18 protein-coding genes are annotated in these 18,758 nt (G+C 52.7%); 15 read left to right on the forward strand and 3 right to left on the reverse strand.

Features of this window, described 5'->3' with window-relative positions; all coding sequences use genetic code 11:
- Positions 1–112 precede the first annotated feature (112 nt).
- The 8 genes from G461_RS0107390 to G461_RS23620 all read left to right on the forward strand — a co-directional run bounded on the left by G461_RS0107390 (position 113) and on the right by G461_RS23620 (position 8,099).
- Positions 113–451, forward strand: a complete 339-nt coding sequence (locus G461_RS0107390) for a hypothetical protein (protein WP_245587163.1) — start codon at positions 113–115, stop codon at positions 449–451.
- Between the two features lie 79 nt (positions 452–530).
- Complete coding sequence (gene cobT / locus G461_RS0107395; protein WP_026971365.1) at positions 531–1,580, forward strand: nicotinate-nucleotide--dimethylbenzimidazole phosphoribosyltransferase; 1,050 nt, start codon at positions 531–533, stop codon at positions 1,578–1,580.
- Positions 1,581–1,588: 8 nt separating this feature from the next.
- Entirely contained in the window at positions 1,589–2,350 is a 762-nt protein-coding gene (gene cobS, locus G461_RS0107400) for an adenosylcobinamide-GDP ribazoletransferase (protein ID WP_026971366.1), read from the forward strand.
- Positions 2,335–2,865 (forward strand): alpha-ribazole phosphatase, encoded by a 531-nt coding sequence (gene cobC, locus G461_RS0107405; protein WP_026971367.1) that lies wholly within the window; start codon positions 2,335–2,337, stop codon positions 2,863–2,865. Before cobS ends, cobC begins: the two co-directional genes overlap by 16 nt.
- A gap of 33 nt (positions 2,866–2,898) precedes the next feature.
- A complete protein-coding gene (locus G461_RS0107410; RefSeq protein WP_026971368.1) occupies positions 2,899–3,405 on the forward strand; it encodes a GNAT family N-acetyltransferase in 507 nt (168 codons plus the stop codon).
- A 13-nt stretch (positions 3,406–3,418) separates the two neighbouring features.
- Positions 3,419–3,913, forward strand: a complete 495-nt coding sequence (locus G461_RS0107415; protein ID WP_026971369.1) for a P-loop nucleotide/nucleoside kinase family protein — start codon at positions 3,419–3,421, stop codon at positions 3,911–3,913.
- A 284-nt stretch (positions 3,914–4,197) separates the two neighbouring features.
- Positions 4,198–7,014, forward strand: coding sequence for an FAD-binding and (Fe-S)-binding domain-containing protein (locus tag G461_RS0107420; protein ID WP_026971370.1), 2,817 nt, complete (start codon positions 4,198–4,200; stop codon positions 7,012–7,014).
- 131 nt (positions 7,015–7,145) lie between these two features.
- Complete coding sequence (locus G461_RS23620) at positions 7,146–8,099, forward strand: LysR family transcriptional regulator (protein WP_051333426.1); 954 nt, start codon at positions 7,146–7,148, stop codon at positions 8,097–8,099.
- Here G461_RS23620 and G461_RS0107430 read toward each other — a convergent pair.
- Positions 8,081–8,449 (reverse strand): DUF2237 family protein, encoded by a 369-nt coding sequence (locus tag G461_RS0107430; RefSeq protein ID WP_026971371.1) that lies wholly within the window; start codon positions 8,447–8,449, stop codon positions 8,081–8,083. The two genes, G461_RS23620 and G461_RS0107430, sit on opposite strands and share 19 nt — an antisense overlap.
- 329 nt (positions 8,450–8,778) lie before the next feature.
- Here G461_RS0107430 and G461_RS23625 point away from each other — a divergent pair, with 329 nt between their 5' ends.
- The 7 genes from G461_RS23625 (at position 8,779) to G461_RS0107465 (ending at position 14,451) form a co-directional block, all read left to right on the forward strand.
- Positions 8,779–9,894, forward strand: a complete 1,116-nt coding sequence (locus G461_RS23625; RefSeq protein WP_051333427.1) for a hemolysin family protein — start codon at positions 8,779–8,781, stop codon at positions 9,892–9,894.
- Between the two features lie 185 nt (positions 9,895–10,079).
- Positions 10,080–10,778 carry a DUF3592 domain-containing protein gene (locus tag G461_RS0107440; RefSeq protein WP_026971372.1) on the forward strand — a complete coding sequence of 233 codons (699 nt, stop codon included), beginning with the start codon at positions 10,080–10,082 and terminating at the stop codon, positions 10,776–10,778.
- A 101-nt stretch (positions 10,779–10,879) separates the two neighbouring features.
- The gene (locus tag G461_RS0107445; protein WP_026971373.1) at positions 10,880–11,095 is read left to right on the forward strand and encodes a nicotinate-nucleotide--dimethylbenzimidazole phosphoribosyltransferase; all 216 of its coding nucleotides are present in this window, start codon (positions 10,880–10,882) and stop codon (positions 11,093–11,095) included.
- 130 nt (positions 11,096–11,225) lie between these two features.
- On the forward strand, positions 11,226–12,746 hold the full coding sequence (locus tag G461_RS0107455) for a hypothetical protein (RefSeq protein WP_026971374.1): 1,521 nt from the start codon (positions 11,226–11,228) through the stop codon (positions 12,744–12,746).
- A 113-nt stretch (positions 12,747–12,859) separates the two neighbouring features.
- The gene (locus G461_RS26495; protein WP_281172004.1) at positions 12,860–12,994 is read left to right on the forward strand and encodes a hypothetical protein; all 135 of its coding nucleotides are present in this window, start codon (positions 12,860–12,862) and stop codon (positions 12,992–12,994) included.
- Between the two features lie 62 nt (positions 12,995–13,056).
- The gene (locus G461_RS23630) at positions 13,057–13,494 is read left to right on the forward strand and encodes a hypothetical protein (RefSeq protein ID WP_051333428.1); all 438 of its coding nucleotides are present in this window, start codon (positions 13,057–13,059) and stop codon (positions 13,492–13,494) included.
- A gap of 378 nt (positions 13,495–13,872) precedes the next feature.
- A complete protein-coding gene (locus G461_RS0107465) occupies positions 13,873–14,451 on the forward strand; it encodes a PEP-CTERM sorting domain-containing protein (RefSeq protein WP_084429084.1) in 579 nt (192 codons plus the stop codon).
- Between the two features lie 137 nt (positions 14,452–14,588).
- On the opposite strand, the gene G461_RS0107470 is transcribed toward G461_RS0107465, so the two are convergent.
- A complete protein-coding gene (locus G461_RS0107470) occupies positions 14,589–17,669 on the reverse strand; it encodes an efflux RND transporter permease subunit (RefSeq protein ID WP_026971376.1) in 3,081 nt (1,026 codons plus the stop codon).
- Positions 17,666–18,697, reverse strand: coding sequence for an efflux RND transporter periplasmic adaptor subunit (locus G461_RS0107475; protein WP_026971377.1), 1,032 nt, complete (start codon positions 18,695–18,697; stop codon positions 17,666–17,668). The genes G461_RS0107470 and G461_RS0107475 overlap by 4 nt, the downstream gene beginning before the upstream one ends.
- Between the last annotated feature and the right edge of the window lie 61 nt (positions 18,698–18,758).

Genomic DNA, 18,758 nt, shown 5'->3' on the forward strand with positions numbered 1-18,758 from the left:
CCAAATGATAGAGTGAGCACTATTTCGTCGGGGGCGAGACTTCAGGCCCTGCTTGTGCGCTGCAATCTAAGGAAGGACTCACATACTCTACTATATTGCTGCTCTGCTGTTGGTGTTTATCGGCGTTGCCCACTCTTACTTGGGCGAACGCTACCTACTGATCCGGCTGTTTCGGCGCGACAACCTCCCAAAGCTCTACGGCGGGCAAACCTTCACTAAGAACACCCTGCGTTTTGCCTGGCATGTCACCACCATCGCGTGGTGGGGCTTTGCTGCCATCTTGGTTCACTTGGCCCAAGGGGCGCTAAGCGCTCATGTTATAGCGGGCATTATTGGCATCACCTTTTTGCTGCATGCGTTGGTCTCTTTAGTGGGGGCCAAAGGTAAGCATCTGTCTTGGCTGTTTTTTATTGCTATCGGAGTCTTGGCCTTGCTGGCATCGACTCGCTAGCACGCGCCCAGTAATACTGCTTTTAACGATTGCTTTTAACTATTGTTTTCAACGCTCTATTTTTAAAAACCAAATCATTATGACGACATTCAATATCACGCCGATCTCCCTCGACCAAGCCACCGCGATCCAATCCAAGATCGATCTTAAAACCAAGCCGCTTGGCGCGCTGGGTAAGCTCGAATCTATTGCTTTTCAGCTGTGCTGTATTCAAGACACCTTAGCGCCCAACCTTAACCAGCCGACCATTATCGTGTTCGCCGCTGACCATGGCATCGCCAAAGATGGGCTGGTGAATCCTTTTCCTCAGGAAGTCACCTTTCAGATGGTGATGAACTTTCTGCAGGGTGGGGCAGCGATCAACGTGTTTGCCAGGCAACACGGTATTGCACTCAAGGTGGTCGATGCCGGTGTGAACTATGATTTTGGCCAGGTCGATGGCTTGATAGACGGCAAGATCGCCTTGGGTACCCATAACTATCTTGAGCAGGCTGCCATGAGCCGCTCGCAATGTGAGGCTGCCATCGATAAAGGCGCCCAGATTACCGAAGCGACGCTTCAGACCGGCTGTAACTGCATCGGCTTTGGAGAGATGGGGATCGGCAATACCTCTGCCTCAGCGCTGCTGATGAGTGCCGCCTGCCAGTTGCCGATTGACCAATGTGTGGGTAAGGGCACCGGCGTAGTTGGCGCCCAGTATCAGCAAAAGCTCGATACGCTGGCGAAGGTGCAGGAGCTACACCGCGATGTTGATAGCGACGACCCGATTGCGCTGCTGGCCACCTTTGGCGGCTTTGAGATCGCCCAAATCTGTGGCGGCATGCTCAAAGCCGCGGAGATGAAGGCGACCATCTTGGTGGACGGCTTTATTACCACTGCGGCGCTGCTGGTAGCGCAGCGCATCAACCCCTTGGTGCTGGATTACGTGATTTGCACCCATCAGTCTGAAGAGAGCGGACATAAAGCCATGCTCGAACATATGGGCAAAGTGGCGCTTATCGATATCGGTATGCGACTCGGTGAGGGCAGTGGCGCGGCAGTGGCGTATCCCATCGTTGAGTCCGCCTGCGCCTTTATCAATCAAATGGCCAGCTTCGACTCAGCCGCTGTTAGCCAGCCCGATGAGTAGCAGCGTCGATGTATAGAGAGTTCAATATCTTCTGCGCGGCGCTGATGTTCTACACGCGCATCCCTTGCCCGCCGGGGGCGCAGTTCGACCCGGCTTACAACCATCAAAGTGCGCGCTACTTTACCCTGATTGGCTGGATAGTTGGGGCTATCGCCGCCTTAACCTTTTATGTGAGCAATCTGCTGTTTAGCAGCGATATCGCCTTGGTGCTGAGCTTTATCGTTGGTGCGCGAGTGACCGGCGGTTTTCACGAAGATGGTCTGGCCGATGTGTGCGACGGCTTTGGCGGCGGTTGGAGCAAGGAGAGGATCATGGTCATCATGAAAGACTCTACGCTGGGCACCTTTGGTGTGCTGGGTCTTATCCTGATTACCCTGCTGAAGTTCGTTAGCCTCAAAGAGTTCGCCGCGGCAGAGATCCCGGCGATGATTATCGCCGGACATGCGCTTAGCCGCTTTACCGCCGCCAGGATGTTGGCCCGTGGCCGCTATGTACAGGAGAAAAATCAAGCCAAGGCGGGGAGTGCCGCCGACAAGCTACCGCTCTCCTCACTGCTGGCTAATGCGCTAATGGGCCTGAGCGCATTCTTGCTGTTCGACTCGCCCTACGTAATGCTTGCCTTGATCCCCTTACTACTTACGGAAGCCTCGCTGTTCCGCTTTTTTAGCAAATGGATTGGCGGCTATACCGGCGACTGTGCCGGTGCGGTGCAGCAGGTTTCTGAAGTGGTGTTTTACTTGAGTGTGATCGCGCTATGGAAGTTTATCTAGTCAGGCATACCACCCCGAAGGTGGAGAAGGGCGTCTGCTATGGGCAGAGCGATCTGGATGTGGCGGACTCCTTTACCGACGAGGTTCAAGCGATTGCTCGCAACACGCCCGAGCTTAGCCAAATTGACGCTATCTACGCCAGCCCCTTGCGGCGTTGTAAGCAGTTGGCGCAACAGTTAACAACTGGCTTTATCGCATTCGATGAGCGGCTGAAAGAGCTGAACTTCGGCGATTGGGAGCTAAGGCGATGGAATGATATTCCGGAACACGAATACCGCGACTGGGGCAACGATTATGTGAATGTACGCTGCCCGGGCGGCGAGTCCTTTGTCGACCTATATCAACGAGTGGAAGCCTTTAAAACCGAGCTGCTTGCGACCGGCCTTAAGCGCGCAGTTATCGTCACCCACAGCGGCGTGATCAGAGCGTTTATGAGTATCGCGCATAACACCGAGCTCAAGGATGCGTTTAGCTACCAGCTCGATTATGGTCAGGTGGTTCGGGTTAGCCTTTAATCAAAAAAGCAGTTTCAACGTCTAGGAAAACGAGTGGAAATCAAAGAAGTTAAATCAATCGAAGGCTTGCAGCCTTCGTTACAACATCTGCTGGCTGACTGCGTGGAAAGCGGTGCATCGGTTGGGTTCTTAACCCCGGTAGAAGACGACGAAATTAGCCGCTATTGGAGCGCGGTTGAAGAAGAGTTGAAGGCTGGCGCTCGTAAGCTGTTTGTCGCACTGGACAACAATGCGGTGCAAGGCGCCGTGCAGCTATCGCTCTGTGGTAAAGCGAATGGCGCCCATCGGGGCGAAGTTGAAAAGCTAATGGTACACACCCAAAGTCGTGGCAGAGGATTAAGCAAACGCTTAATGGACCTGATGGAACAGACTGCGTCGGCGCTTGGGCTATCGCTGTTGGTGTTGGACACGCGGCTTGGCGATGTTGCATCGTCGCTCTACCAGCGGATTGGCTACACTGAAGCGGGACAGATCCCACAGTTTGCGCGTAGCTCAACGGGCGAGCTAGAGGCAACGGTTTACTTCTATAAACTGCTATAAAAGGTTTTTGCACATGGCTAGATTGATCTTGGTTTGTGGCCCCACCGGGGCAGGCAAAACCACCTACTCATTATCGCTTTGCGAGGAAATCGGCGCAGTCCGGTTTTCCATCGACCCATGGATGCAAACCCTGTTCGCCAAAGATATGCAAGCGCTTGATTATGCCTGGATGATTGAGCGGGTAGAGCGCTGTTATCAGCAAATCTGGGAGGTCAGTGAGCAGATCCTCGTACTCGATGGCAAAGTATTACTGGACCTTGGTTTTACCACCAAAGCGCAACGTGAGGTGTTCACAAGCAAGGCAAAGGCCTTAGGGATAAACGCCGAGGTGCATTTTGTGAACGCGCCGCCAGAGCTGCGCAGGCAGCGCATCGCCAAGCGTAATCAAGAGAAGGATCCGAAGGTTTACGCCTTTGAGGTCACCGACGTGATGTTTGAGTTTATGGAGCCCAAGTTTGAAGTGCCCGATGACATAGAGCTTCAGCACGGGCGAACGATTAACAGCTAAGCGTTTCACTCACTTCTGCTAGTGTACTGCTCGTGAACTTGAGGGCAGTCGCCAAGCTTCAAGTTCCACCGGTCACTTGCAGTGAGATCACAATTTGCCACCTGCAAGGGCGGTACCCAGTTTGCCAAATTACACACCTGCACTTAATAAACATCATTTAAAACAATTAGATATGGTGATTGGTGGCATTTAAGAAACAATTAAACGCCCTAAAGCGCCTAATCTTACTAATGTGCTGTTGCTAACCTGATCCGCAACATTCCAATACGCATCAGGACGATGACATGCAAGTGAAAGATAGCTATGAGCAGTTTGTGAACGCGGCCGCCGAGTTCATTCCCAGCGATAGGCTGATCACTGATTATTTCCGCTCACTTGCCTATGGCACTGACGCCAGCTTCTACCGCTTAGTCCCCAAGGTGATTGTACAGGTTACCAATGAAGGTGAGGTGATCCGCTTGATGGCGCTCGCCTCTGCCATGGGCCTGCCGATTACCTTCCGCGCCTCGGGAACCAGCCTCTCGGGTCAGGCGCTGAGCGATTCGATTTTGCTCTCCCTAACGCCGGATTGGAAAGACTACGAAATCCTTGAAGGTGGCGCCAAGATCCGCATGCAATGCGGTGTACTGGGTGGCGACGCCAACCGCTATCTGGCTCCGCTTCACTATCAGCTTGCGCCCATGCCGGCCTCCATCGATGCGGCAAGCATCGGTGGCATCGCGATTAACAATGCCGCGGGCATGAACTCGATGGATACCTACGGGGTGATGGAGTCGGCGCGCATTGTATTGCTCGATGGAACGGTTCTCGATACTGGCTCTGAGGCCAGCCGCAGTATGTTCAAGCGAACCCATGCCGATTTGATTGCCGGTGTTACCGAGCTCTCCGAGCAGATGCGCGGCAACAAGACGCTTAGCCAGCGGGTCGCGCGCAAGTACCAAATCAAAAACACCACCGGCTATGGGCTGCGCTCTTTGATTGAGTGGGACGACCCCATCGACATCATCGCCCACTTGCTGATTGGCTCTGAGGGCACGCTGGGTTTTATCTCGGAGATCACCCATAACACCATCAAAAAGTACCCGCTCAAAGCCTCGGCCTTTTTGGTGTTTCCGGATATCCGCACCGCCAGCGAAGCGGTGATGCGCTTTAAGCTTAACGATACTCCTGTCTCTGCCGCAGAGATGATTGACTACTACGCGCTCAAAGCGGTACAGCATATGGACGGAGTGCCCGAGTTTGTCGCCAATGTGCCGCTAGGCGCGACGGCGATCCTGGTGCAAACCGAGGCAGAGATGCTGTCGGTGCTAAAGGGGCAGATCCACACCATCTTGGGCGAGATCCACGACTTGCCGCTGGTGGTGCCAGCCAGCTTTACCGAAAAGCCTTCTGAGTATCAGGCTTACTGGAATATCCGCAAAGGGATCTTCCCCGCAGTAGGAGCCACCCGGCCCAAGGGCACCACCGCGCTTATCGAAGATGTCGCTTTCCATATAGAGAGCTTGGCTGATGCCTTAACCGACTTGCAGCAGCTTATGCAGCAGTTTGGCTACGACGATGGAGTGATCTACGGCCATGCTCTCGATGGCAACCTGCACTTTATCTTCTCCCAAGGTTTTGGCTGCAGTGAGGAGGTGGCACGCTACGAGCGCTTTATGGAGGCGGTGTGCGATATCGTGGTGAACAAGTACGATGGCTCGCTCAAAGCCGAGCACGGCACGGGCCGTAATATGGCGCCGTTTGTACGCCGCGAGTGGGGCGAGGAAGCCTATGGCTACATGCTTAAAATCAAGGCCCTGTTCGACCCACAAGGGATCTTAAACCCCGATGTAATGATTACCGATAACCCCAAGCTGCATATCAGTAACCTCAAGCCGATGGAGGCGGTCAGCGATATCGTCGACCAATGTATTGAGTGTGGTTTTTGCGAGCGCATGTGCCCCTCACGTGCGCTCACCCTTAGCCCGCGCCAGCGAATTATTGGTAAGCGCGAGCTGGCCTTGCTCGATGGTGAAAACAAAAAAGCCTTCGCCGACAAATACGATTATATGGCGATCGATACCTGTGCAGGTTGCGGGCTGTGTTCAACGGTGTGCCCGGTGGGGATCAACACCGGCGACTTGGTCCGGCAGCTACGCCACGACCGCAACCGGGATAAGGAAGGGGTTTCGGAGTGGATTGCCGACAACTTCAACATCGTCACTAAGGCTGCAAAAACCGCCTTTGGCGCGGCCAATATCAGCCATGGCGTGCTTGGCTCTAAGGCGATGGGCGCGCTTACCAGTGGTATGCGTAAAGCATCGGGCAAACGCTTGGGTCACTGGACGCCGTCTATGCCGACCCCGGCGGCGCAACTTATTCCAGTCAATCAGTACATCGAGAACAGTGAACCGGCAGCCAGCTCGCTTAAGGTGGTGTATCTGCCAAGCTGTTCCAGCCGTACTATGGGGCCAGCACGCGGCGCGGAGCAGCAGGCCACACTGTTTGAGAAAACCGAAAGCCTACTGCGTAAAGCCGGTTTTGAGGTGATCTATCCCAAGGGCCTAAAAGACCAATGCTGTGGTTTGCCGTTTAAGAGCAAAGGCATGTTCAATCAGGCCGATGCAAAGGCCAATCAGACCATAGAGATGTTGCTCGAAGCCAGCAACAACGGCGAGATCCCCATCTACTGCGATACCAGCCCTTGCTTGATGCAGCTAAAAGAGCACCCCCATCCCAAGCTTAAACTTTATGAACCGGTGGAGTTTATCCACGAATACGTGATGGATAGGTTGGAGTTCGAGCCCACCGACGACAAGGTCGCCTTGCATATTACCTGCTCGACGCGGCGGATGGGGCTGGATCAGAAGATTGTCGAGCTGATGAACGCCTGCAGTACCAACGTGGTTATCCCCGACCAAATCACCTGCTGTGGTTTTGCCGGCGATAAAGGCTTTACCACCCCGGAGCTTAACGAGTCAGCGCTGCGCACCTTATCTGGTCAGGTGGAAGGCTGCAGCAGTGGCTACTCCACCAGTCGCACCTGTGAGATTGGCCTTAGCCATCACTCGGGCATCGATTATCAGTCGATTGTGTATCTGGTGGACCAGTGTACCCGCTAGCGCGAGTTACTTCGCTAGAGTGTCGGCAGTAGCTGTGATTGCCAAAGTGTGGGGCGGGTGCAGGAAATCGCTCGGGCTATCTCTTAAGCTTATTGCAACAAACTCAAACACTGTTGCAATAAGCGTGGTTTATGCTCAAACATAGCGACGATTTTCTGATCTTCTACCACCTCATTGAGCAAGGCTCTTTTAGCAAAGCCGCCGAGCAGGTGGGTTTAACCAAATCGGTGATTAGCAAACGCATTACCCGCTTAGAGCAGGAGCTGGGCGTTCAGCTAATCTACCGCACCACCCGCAAGCTGGCGCTTAGCGAAGCCGGCGAGGTGTTTTACAAGCATGCGCGTGAGGTGGCCAACTCGGTTAACAATGCGATGGAGGAGCTGCAGGGGCTTAACGACAGTCTGTCTGGCTCTATCAAGATTACGGTGCCGACCATCTCTGGCGAGCTGGTGCTCCCTCAGGCCATTGCCGAGTTCAGCAAAGCCTACCCTAAGGTTCATGTGCATATGGACTTAGAAAACCGCTTTGTCGACCTGATTGAAGAGGGCTACGACATGGCGATCCGCACCGGAGTGCTGCCCGATTCCAGTTATATTGCTCGCCGCTTGGTGGATGTGCACTGGGTAATTTGCGCCGCGCCTGAGTACTTAGAAGAACAAGGCCTGCCGCGCTCACCGCAGGACTTGCTAAAGCACAACTGCTTGGGCTACTCGTTTCAGGAGACTGGTGCCTATGAGTGGCTGTTTAAGGGCGAGCAGGGTAGCTACACCCTGAATGTGGCGGGAAACTTTTGCACCAATAACGCCTCTGCGCTGCGCAAGGCGGCCTTGTATGGCCAAGGCTTGGTGTATGTGCCCAAGATCTTAGTCGCCGAGGATTTAGCGGCAGGCCGGCTGATTGAAGTATTGAACGATCAGGTGGGCAAAAGCTTAGGCATCTATGCCGTTTATCCTTACACCAAACATGTGCCCCGCAAAACCAAGCTGCTGATTGAGCATATCCATAAGTATTACAATCTGCCCGAAGAGCACCATCCGCAAGAGCACCGCCCGCAAGAGCACCAGCCTCAAGAGCCGACCGCATAGAGCTGCAGCACCTCGAGGCTAACCACCTCCAAGGCGCTCTGCTCGCAACTAGATAGTACCACCATCGGCGCACAACCGGCTTGCCATGCCTCTTTCCAACGCTCGGCGCAAAGACACCAGCGATCGCCGGGGTTTAAGCCGGGAAAGCCAAACTCGGGCCTTGGGGTCGAAAGGTCGTTTCCCTGCATCAGGGTGAAGGCGAGGAAATCGGCGGTCACCTCTGCGCAAATTATGTGGCGGCCCAAGTCTTGCTGATCGCTGCGGCAATAGCCATCGCGATAAAAGCCGGTGAGCGGTGTGCAGCTACAAAGCGCGAGTGGCTCGCCGAGCACATTGAACTTGTCGTTCATACGCTGATATTTCCTTGATTCGATTCATCTCATAGCTAATACAGTGTATGCCGGTCGATCTGATCACTCCTAGTGAGTTGGCTATTGGCTTTGCCAGTGCAATGCTGCGTCAAAATGCGGGGCAGGGGGCGCTATGTTCAGCCTTGCTTTGGAGACCAACAAAACAGACGTAGTGATGATCTCTTTGATAAACTTTTCATCGTATAGCGTAATAGGTAGGTCGCAGCTCAAAGCGGCGATAAAACAACTGGATATGACTCTATCGCTTACCCCAAGGTTGCAGTTAGCGCCCTAGGAGTGAACGGTGTTAAGGAAAAGGAAAATCAATAATGAGCGCTGATGTGCTGCTGCTAATACTCTACGTGCTGTTGGCTCTGGTGTTTTCGTTTCTCTGCTCGGTGGCCGAGTCGGTGCTGCTTAGCATCACGCCTTCGTATATAGAAGGGCTAAAGGAGAAGCAGCCTAAGCTGGCGGCAATGCTAAAACGGCTGCGGCAAGATAATGTGGACCAATCTCTCGCGGCAATCCTAACGCTCAATACCATCGCCCATACCGTAGGGGCAATTGGTGCCGGTGCTAAGGCCACTGTGGTGTTCGGCAACACCTGGTTTGGCTTGTTCTCGGCGGTGATGACCCTGCTGATCCTGTTTCTCTCCGAGATCGTGCCGAAAACCTTGGGCGCGGTGTACTGGTCATCCTTGGTCGGCCCAACCTCCTACTTTATCAATACCCTTATCCTATTGCTGTATCCGATAGTGTGGATCTCCGAGAAGCTCACCAAGCTCATCTCAAGGGGCAAGCCAGTCCATATCTTCAGCCGCGACGAGTTTATCGCTATGGCGCAGGTGGGCGTAGAAACCGGCCAAATCCGCGAGAATGAATCGACCCTGATTCGCAATATCTTCCGCTTCGAATCGCTAAAGGTCGACGACATCATGACCCCGCGCACCGTGGTCACTGCGCTAGCCGAGGAGATGAGCATCGCCGACTCACTGGAGCTGGTCACCCAATCAAGCTTCTCCCGCATCCCGCTTTATGCCAATAACATCGACGAAATCACCGGCTTTGTGCTGAAAAAAGACGTGTTAGAGAGCGCTGCTCAACATCAAGACGACACTAAACTCAGCGCGGTGAAGCGCGACATTCTGGCCGTTCCCGACTTTGTGACGCTGCCCAACCTGTTCGAACAGCTAGTCAACGACAAAGCCCATATCGCCGTGGTGCTCAACGAACACGGCGGCACCGAAGGTCTGGTTACCCTTGAAGATCTAATCGAAACCCTCATGGGCATGGAGATCGTCGACGAAACCGACGATGTGGAAGACATGCGCATACTTGCCCGCAAACAGTGGAAGGAGCGGGCAAAGTCTATGGGGCTGGATGTTGAGAGCTTTGATGGACAGGCGAATTCGGAGAATGAGACGAAGGGGGAAGGGGAGTCATGATAGCTGTTTGCCGAGCTTCTCCTACCGTATCGCCCTTGCGCTTGGCCGTAAGCTGTTGATAGATAATGCCAAACCTTAATGATAAGCTGCTTTATGGAGATTGAGTATTTCTGAATACATCGCCCTTTTTCCTTAAAAGGGCGCTCCGTCGTCGTATGGGTTGTTAGCGTTAGAAGGAGTAAGCGATGAAGGCCGTTTCAATCATAAAATATCTGTTTAGCGCTATTGGGCTTGCGATGCTGGCCGGGGCGTATTTTATGTACTCAAACACCCAGTCTTTTGTTAGCAGCGCGGTTACAACCGAAGGCGTTGTGACTCAGTTGATACGCTCAAGATCCAGCGACTCCACCAGCTACTACCCTGTTGTAAGGTTTAAGATCAAAAGCGGCCGTGAGATTGAATTTTCTTCTTCAACAGGCAGCAATCCTCCGTCCTACTCTGAAGGTGAACGCGTTGAGGTTCTCTACCTTGAAAGTGCTCCTCAAGAAGCAGAAATCAACGCCTTCTTTCCCTTATGGGGCGGCGTTGCCGTTTTGGGAGGATTAGGCGCGATATTTTCCATCATCGGCTTATCAATATTCGCCTCGAAGCACCTCAAAAACACTAACATCAAACACCTAAAGCAAAATGGCACTCGGGTAAAAGCCAAGCTACAGGGGGTAAATATCAACAGATCACTTTCTGTTAATGGCAGAAACCCCTATCAGATCCATGCCCAGTGGCGAAATCCACGTACATCAGAGATGCACGTTTTTAGCAGCGAAAACCTATGGTTTGACCCCACCGACTATATAAAGCAGCAAGAAATCACTGTGTTGATTGAAATGAGTAACCCAAAGAAATATTACGTCGATGTATCGTGTCTTCCAAAAATGGCGCGTTAGTGAAGGTTCTACTGTATTTAGCAATACACCCATATTAATGCGGTATCGCACTCAAGGTGTTCGATGTCGGTGTGGACTTTGATTTTGACTAGGTCGATGGCTTGATTGACGGCAAGATCGCTTTGGGTACCCACAACTATCTAGAGCTGCCTGCCATGAGCCGCTCGCAATGCGAGGCTGCCATCGACAAGGGCGCTCAGATTACAGAAGCGACGCTTCAGGCGGGTTGCAACTGCCTCGGCTTTGGCGAGATGGGGATCGGCAATTCCTCTGCCTCTGTGCTGCTGATGAGCGCCACCTGCCAATCAAATGAGTAAGGTAGAGGAGGCCATGGATCGCTCCGAGTTTGAGATTGACATGGACAACGGCAAACTAATTAAGAATAAGTCTCGAAATAACAAGCAAATAGAGCTATAAAGAATGCTTTAGTCAATAACAGGTGCAGGGATGAATATTGCAACGCTTATCCATCAGTTCGGACAACAGTACCCGAAATGGCTTGCGAAAGATCAGACCGTTAGCAACAGAGCTGTTTCAAAAGCTCGGGAAGAAATAGAGAAGAGACTAAGAGGGGAGCTAGATGCTTCCGGCTTTAAGCACATAAAGACGTGGGTGAGTAGCGGTAGCGGCAATCTCTCCCACAACCCCGTAATACACTTTGCTGACCCCCGATTATCTGAATCAGGGAAAGAGGGGATTTATGCAATCATTAAACCGATTATTGGCCGCACTAATCCGCACCAGCACTGCAAGCTCAAACTGACTCAGGGGTTCAAAGAAGCAATAGAGTCCACAAAAAGCAGGGCACAGGCCAACGACCAACTAAAAGATAAAGCTCTCTCAATTGCGGACACTTACCACGCGCGATTTTCTGACCTAAAGATGACCACCCACAAAGACTCCGACAATCTACAGTCTGAGGTCATCGGAGAGAAAGACCTGTCATCAAGTCGCTGGGGGGACTGGAAGCGCGAGCTCATAAAGCTACTTAAGCTATACAATGAAATTGCTGATGATACCACTCACCGCGATCCCGCCGAGAGCGATAAAACTAACTATTACATCTTGGGAACCGGTTATAGCGTTGCTGAAAACACAACCATAGACGTCTACCAAGACATGCTAGAACAGAGCGTGATAAGCGTTGGGTTTTACCCAAAGCATGATCTAAGCCACCTAGTAGGACTTGGTCGCGAAGAAATCCAGAAACAGCTAAAGGCAGATGGATTTAACACAACCGCCGTCACTGCTCTAAAACACTTCCTCAGCCTCAGACCCGGTGACCTAGTAGCACTCAAAACACGCCGCCGCCCAGAAGATACACTCAAGGTGAGCAGCATAGCCATTGTCAAAGGCAACAACAATCCAATTTATCAATTAAGCGAACACTTAACACACACCATTGCCGTTGACTTCATTGATTACGACCTCAGCATTCCGCTACCAACGACATATCGCTGGACGATGCACCACATCACAGACAGAAAGACTGCAGAATCGATATTTGGCGCGTACGCAAGTGATACTGAAAGCCCCAAACCACTCCCGATTGGGAGCGGGGACACGCCGTTTCCCGATACATCAGACATAGACGTACGCGGCCGGGGACGCACCAAGATAAGGCAAGTTCACAAGATGCTTCAAAACAAACTACTCGAAGAGCTATGCAAGGAGTATGACCACGAGAACCTGCACACCGAACATGACTACGTAGATATGCAGGTCATACTGGCAGACAGGGTTATTTTATTCGAAGTCAAAACAGCCCTGTGTGCAAATCGGTGCTTGAGAGAAGCTCTTGGGCAGATACTCCAATACGGACACCGCTACGCTCTAGAAAAGAAACGAGTAGAATATGTGATTGTTGGACAACACCCCGTCAACAAAGAGAGCGACTCCTACTTTCAACACTTGCGAAGATTAATAAATGCTCCACTGAGCTATCGCCAGATTAAACTTTCTCGTTGAGCTAGTCACAAATTGACACCGAGTCCGCTGCAAAGCGCCTGCGCTTTAAGAAGAAAGGGAAGTCCATCGATTCGTTTTAACATTAAGAAGACACCCGTTGGGTTGAAGACAAGTTGCTGAGCTTAGCGGAGGTATTTGCCATTGACGTCTGCGCTTATGCGGTGATGAGTTACCACAGCCATGTGGTGTTGCATGTCAATGAAGAGCGGGCGTTGAGTTGGTCGGTTGAACAAGTGCTAGTGCGTTGACATAGGCTGCATAAAGGTACGCTGCTTACTCAGCGGTATATGAATCCGCCGTAGCAGCATGTATGGCCTACGTGGATTTGAATCCGATTCGGGCCAAGATTGCGGATACCTCAGAAAACTCGGTTCACACCAGCGTGAAAAAGCGTATCGAGAAGGCCAGGAAAGGCGAGCAGCCCAAGCAACTATACCCATTTGTTGGTAATCCACGCAAGGATATGCCCGATGGTCTGCCATTTTCCTTGGCTGATTACTTGGCACTGGTGGATATGACGGGGCGGGTTATTCGCGAAGACAAGCGTGGTGCTATCGACGCCACGACCAGCCCCATCTTGGAGCGGCTCAACATCGACCATCAATGCTGGCTTGAGCTTACCACCGGTCTCGAGAAGCACTTTGGCGGCGTAGTTGGCAGAGATACCAGTCTGCTGCGCTACAAGGTCTGCCATCACCAACAGCGCGTTCAAGGAATGGGTGCAGCCAAGCGCTGGCTCACTCAGTAGCGCGTAGTTAGCTCCTATTTCGGCTTCCTGCTATGTTCAAGGACGTAAAGTCGGTATTTAAATACTAAGAATACCGAGTACCTTTAGTTGTTGGATGTGCGGAAGTAGATCACTTCCAACAGCTCTCATCAATAGCTAAACAATTTACTTTTACTGTCAAAAAATTTAACAGTTTTTGATTAACGGGCTCCAAACTCTCAAAATCCACACAAAATTCAAGACATTGCTAAACTAATTAAATTTATAAATAACAATAAGATATGTGGTGCTATTGAAAAATGTAACCAGTTTCAGCGATCGTGGCCTTATTCCTGCTTAGGCTAGTGCTCTTACTCAAGACAGGTGTTAACTACAGTGAAAAAAGGACTATTGGTATTGATGGCTGCTCTCGTTTCCATGAATGTGTGGGCTACGCCCATTACGCTGGATTTTGAGGGCTATGTGCAGCATCTGGAGCAGGGTGGAGGCTTGCTTGATTCGTCGCCCGATCATATCGATATCGAGGTCGGTGATAGTGTGATGTATAGCTTGACCTTCGATGTCGATAATCTGGATTACACCCAGCGCACCAGCAATCTTAGCGTCGATTACCGCGTTGATATCGCCGGTCTGACTTGGCAGGACACGGGAACCTACTTTTTGTCTACGCGCACAGAGGACTTCGATACCTTTTATGCGTTCGAAAATGCGGCGGATGCGCTTAACGATACCACCAATACGCTGCTGGGCTTTTTCACTAGCGTGATTAACGTAGACGATATCGGCGCAATGTTAGCGGGCGAGGAGTTCAACCTGCTAGACAGCTTAGGCACCATGACCTTCGGCAATCAAAATGGCGATTTTGCGGCGAAGGTGGCATTTTCAGCACCAAGCTCAAGCGTGCCAGAGCCGGGCGTCATAGCGTTGTTATCGCTGGGGTTGATTAGCCTGTTTGCTGGTCGTCGCCGTAGAGCTTGATTTTCTTTTAGAATGCTTAGGCGAGACTTAGGTGCGAGTTGAAACGCAGCTTACGTTCAAACAAGTATCGGCGTAACTGGACGTAATATCAAAGGCCACAGATGTGGCCTTTGATTTGTGCAGTGTTAGAGCGTTAACTAGTGACCGAGCTGTTCTTTAAGCAGCTTCTCGCGCGCCTCCGGTGACGAGCTTAGCCCGCCAATTAGCGCGTAAAGTCCTGGAATCACAAACAAAGTTACCAAGGTCGCTAAGGCCATGCCGCTGAAGATCACCACCCCAACCGCAAAGCGAGTCTCCGAGCCTGCACCGCTGGCTAGCAGCATTGGTACCGATCCCAGCAGGGTGGTGAGTGCAGTCATTAGAATCGGCCGTAAACGTTGCTCGGCAGCATTGACGATGGCGTTGAGGGTATCTTGGCCTTGATCGCGCAATTGATTGGCAAATTCTACGATCAAAATGCCGTTTTTAGTCGCCATGCCAATTAACATCAACATGCCAAGCTGGCTGTAGATGTTAAAGCTCTCGTCGCTGATAAGTAGGCCAACTAGACCGCCTAATAGGGCAAGCGGCACGGTAAGCATGACAATCGAGGGGCTGACAAAGCTCTCGAACTGCGCGGCTAATACCAGATAACACACCAATAGCGACATCAAGAACAGCAGGCCGATTTCGCGCTGGTTGTCGTAGTAGTCTTTCGACTCGCCGGCATAGGCGTAGGTATAGCCAGTAGGGAGGATCTCGGCGGCCTGTTCATTCAAAAACTCTAGGGCCTGGCCCAAGGTAGCGCCCTCGGCGAGGTTTGCCTTGAGATTGATAGACTTTTTACGCTGATAGTGGAACAAGCCGCGTGCTGAGGCTACCTCTTCAATCTCTATCAGGTTAGAAAGGGAAACTAGCGCACCATTTTCAGAGCGTACGTAGACCTTGGCAAAATCCGAAGGCGATTGGAAGTGCTCTTCGTCGGCGCGCAGGAATACATCATACTCTTCTCCGCGCTCACTAAAGCGGGTTTGAGTATGGCCGCCTAATAGCACCTCCAGCGTGTTGCCGATGGCATCCATGCTGACGTTAAGCTGCTGAGCCACCGAGCGGTTCACATGGACCAGCATCTCGGGGGTACTCGGGTTGTAGTCGAGTTTGGGGTCGATCATGTACTCGCTTTGGCGAGCCAGCTCTTCCAGTTGCTTGGCATAGACGTAGATGTCGTCGTAGTCGTCACCTTGCAAAACAAACTGTACTGGCTCACCCATACCGCCACCAAAACCGGGCTGATAGGGGTGGATCTGTACGTCGGTGACATCGCGGGTGAGCTCGCGCACCATCTCGACCACATCAGCGGCGTTCTCTTCGCGCTCGTTCCAGTCCTTGAGTACCAGAATCACAAAGCCTTGGTGATCGGCCCAGGAGCCAAAAGCGGGTGCTGACCAATTTAGTGATTGCACTGGGCCATCGAGCAAGGGAAGTAGACGGTCTTCGATGGCTTGCATGCTGATCAGCATCCGGTCGTAACTGGTGGCCTCCAGACCACCAATATAGACGTTCACCACCGAGCGGTCTTCCCGGGGGGAGAACTCCGAGCGCTGTTGGCCATAGCTGTAGTAGAGGCCTGCAAAACACAAGGTAAGTAGCAGGGGAGCTAGCCATTTGTACTGTAGCTGTTTAGTTAGCACCTTGCGGTAGTGGCGGCGCAGGGCGATCATCGCTTGGTCGACCCAGCGGCATACCAAGGCTGGGCGGCCGATCTCTTTCTCGAAGATCTTGCCGGCCATTACCGGCGTGAGGGTCAGCGCGACGATGGAGGAGAACACCACCGAGGCAGATAGCAGCACCGCAAACTCAGCAAACATATCGCCGATCTTGCCCTGCAGGAACAGCAGCGGCAGGAACACCATCACCAGCACCGCGGTGGTGGCAATTACCGCGAAGTTAAGCTCTTTAGTGCCCTTGAACGCGGCGACCAAGGCGTTCTCGCCCAGTTGCCGGTGGCGGATAATGTTCTCCACCACCACAATCGCGTCGTCGACCACCAGGCCAATCGCCAACACCAGCGCCATCAGCGTGATTAGGTTAATCGAGTAGCCAAGCAGGTAGGCTACCGAAAAAGCGGCAATCAGTGAGATTGGCACCGCCACGGCAGGAATAATGGTGGCGCTAAGTCGGCCAAGGAACAGATAAAGTACCGCAATCACCAACACCGCACAGATAAACAGGGTTTGGTAGACCTCGAAGATAGCGGTGCGAATAAACACGGTGCTGTCATAGTCCACCTCTAGAGAGGCGCCTTCGGGTAGAAAGCGGCGCAGGTATTCCAGCTCGTTGGTCACGGCATCGACCACATCCAAGGGATTGGCCTGCGACATGGGCACGATGCCTAGCCCCATGTTATCTACACCGTTACTTTTAAAGGTGGTGGTGTCTTTTTTCGCGCCAATATAGATATCGGCGATGTCGCCCAACAGCACGATATCGTCGTTGTACTCGGCCACTTTCAGGTGCTTAAAGTCTTGCTCACCTTGGTAGAGACGCTCCATGCGCACCACCACATTGAGGCTGTCGTTACGCACGTAACCGGCGGGTAGCTCGAGGTTCTCACGGCCAAGGGCTTGAATGACGTCTTGGGTGGTGAGGCCGCGGCCAGCCATGGCTACCGGGTCGAGCTCGATATACATGACTCGCTCAACCAGACCTGAGGTATTCACCGAGCTAACACCGGGCAGCATGCTTAGCCGCTCGACCAATACCCGCTGGGTGTAGTCACTGAGCTCGACGCGGTCTTGCAGTTGTGCAGTGAGTTTTAGCCAAAGGATCGGGCCTGCTTGGTCATCGTTTTTACGCACCACAGGTTCATCGATGTCGTCGGGCAGGCGGTTGCGGGCTCGGCCAACGGCATCGCGTACATCACTGATCGCCTGCAACATGTCGTGGCCTTGCTTGAAGGTAATGGTGATGCCTGACCAGCCATCCCACGAAGAAGACCAGATATAGTCGATACCATCGATGCCAGAGAGCTGGTCTTCGATAGGCTTGGTGATCTGCGATTCAACAATGGACGACGCGCTACCACGATAGGGCGTACCGATGGAGATCACCGGGTTGTCGATATCTGGCATCTCGCGCACTGGCAACATGCTGTAGCCAACCACACCAAACAAAATTAATAGCAAACTGAGTACCACCGCACTAACCGGGCGGTACATCGCAATATCGGAGATTCTCATGAGCGGATGACTTCAACCTCTGCGCCGTCGTGAAGCTTAACCATGCCTTTGATAACGATTTGCTCGCCTTGGCTAAGGCCGTGAATCACTTCCACTTGGTTGGCACTGCGTTGTCCCAGCTCCACCTCAACCTTTTCTACGTTTTCGCCATTGAGGCGGTATACGTAGCGCTTGTGGCCTTCGTACACGATGCTCTGTAGTGGGATCACCACACTGGGCATAGAGTGCAGTTTTAGCTCTCCGCTAACCAAACTGCCCGGAGGCAGTTGTTGCTGCTGATTGTCCAGCTCAAACATCAGGTGCATGCTCAGGCTGTCATCGCGCACTCGGGTATCGATGGCGACCAGATCGGCAATGATACTCAGGTCTGGGCGGCTGGCATCACTTAAAGTGGCCTGCTTGTCCGGTACCACCTGACTGAGGTAGCGGGTCGGGATAGGGGCGTTCAGGCGCAAGGTGCTGGCATCATCGAGTGTGGTGAGCGCTTGTTCGCGCGAGATCAACTGGCCGGGGCTAAGGTCGATTAAGCCCAAGCGGCCTTCGAAGGGGGCGCGGATCGCCCGGTCTTCCAAGTTGGCTTGAGCCAGGTTCAGTTCGGCTTGCTGCATGGCCAGCTCCGATTCGATGGCTTCCACCTCGGTTTGGGTAACCGCACCCCGGGGGAGCAGGCTTTGCATATTGCGGTAGCGGCGTTCGACGTCGGCTAAACGCGCTCGCTCGCGCTCGACAATGGCGTTTTGCTGGCGGTTATCGAGTTGGAACAGCAGTTGCCCTTCGGCCACTTGCTCACCGGATTTGACCGCGACTTGTTGCAATCGGCCATCGACATCTGATTGAATTGTAACGGATCGTTCGGCATAAACGGTGCCGAGAATGTGCAAGCGCTGCTGCAACTGTTGCTCAGTGACGTCGGTGACTTCGACACTGATTGATAGATTGTGATGGACCGGTTCGTCCGACTCTTTGCCAGTAAGTAGCCAGGAGGCGACTACAGCCAGCAGTGCTGCTAAGCCAAGCAGAACACGCATGATTACACCCCTTGAAAAAAGAACGCTGGGACATTACATCAGTTAATAGACCGCAGCTAGC

It is taken from the genome of Aliagarivorans marinus DSM 23064, from assembly GCF_000429485.1.
Classification (GTDB): Bacteria; Pseudomonadota; Gammaproteobacteria; order Enterobacterales; family Celerinatantimonadaceae; genus Aliagarivorans; species Aliagarivorans marinus.

Bases quoted from the DNA above. Each gene is read 5' to 3' on its own strand.
- cobT (WP_026971365.1), top strand. From the start codon at position 531: ATGACGACATTCAATATCACGCCGATCTCCCTCGACCAAGCCACCGCG.
- cobS (WP_026971366.1), top strand. From the start codon at position 1,589: ATGTATAGAGAGTTCAATATCTTCTGCGCGGCGCTGATGTTCTACACG.
- cobC (WP_026971367.1), top strand. From the start codon at position 2,335: ATGGAAGTTTATCTAGTCAGGCATACCACCCCGAAGGTGGAGAAGGGC.
- G461_RS0107415 (WP_026971369.1), top strand. From the start codon at position 3,419: ATGGCTAGATTGATCTTGGTTTGTGGCCCCACCGGGGCAGGCAAAACC.
- G461_RS0107420 (WP_026971370.1), top strand. From the start codon at position 4,198: ATGCAAGTGAAAGATAGCTATGAGCAGTTTGTGAACGCGGCCGCCGAG.
- G461_RS23620 (WP_051333426.1), top strand. From the start codon at position 7,146: ATGCTCAAACATAGCGACGATTTTCTGATCTTCTACCACCTCATTGAG.
- G461_RS0107430 (WP_026971371.1), bottom strand. From the start codon at position 8,449: ATGAACGACAAGTTCAATGTGCTCGGCGAGCCACTCGCGCTTTGTAGC.
- G461_RS23625 (WP_051333427.1), top strand. From the start codon at position 8,779: ATGAGCGCTGATGTGCTGCTGCTAATACTCTACGTGCTGTTGGCTCTG.
- G461_RS0107440 (WP_026971372.1), top strand. From the start codon at position 10,080: ATGAAGGCCGTTTCAATCATAAAATATCTGTTTAGCGCTATTGGGCTT.
- G461_RS0107455 (WP_026971374.1), top strand. From the start codon at position 11,226: ATGAATATTGCAACGCTTATCCATCAGTTCGGACAACAGTACCCGAAA.
- G461_RS23630 (WP_051333428.1), top strand. From the start codon at position 13,057: ATGGCCTACGTGGATTTGAATCCGATTCGGGCCAAGATTGCGGATACC.
- G461_RS0107465 (WP_084429084.1), top strand. From the start codon at position 13,873: ATGGCTGCTCTCGTTTCCATGAATGTGTGGGCTACGCCCATTACGCTG.
- G461_RS0107470 (WP_026971376.1), bottom strand. From the start codon at position 17,669: ATGAGAATCTCCGATATTGCGATGTACCGCCCGGTTAGTGCGGTGGTA.
- G461_RS0107475 (WP_026971377.1), bottom strand. From the start codon at position 18,697: ATGCGTGTTCTGCTTGGCTTAGCAGCACTGCTGGCTGTAGTCGCCTCC.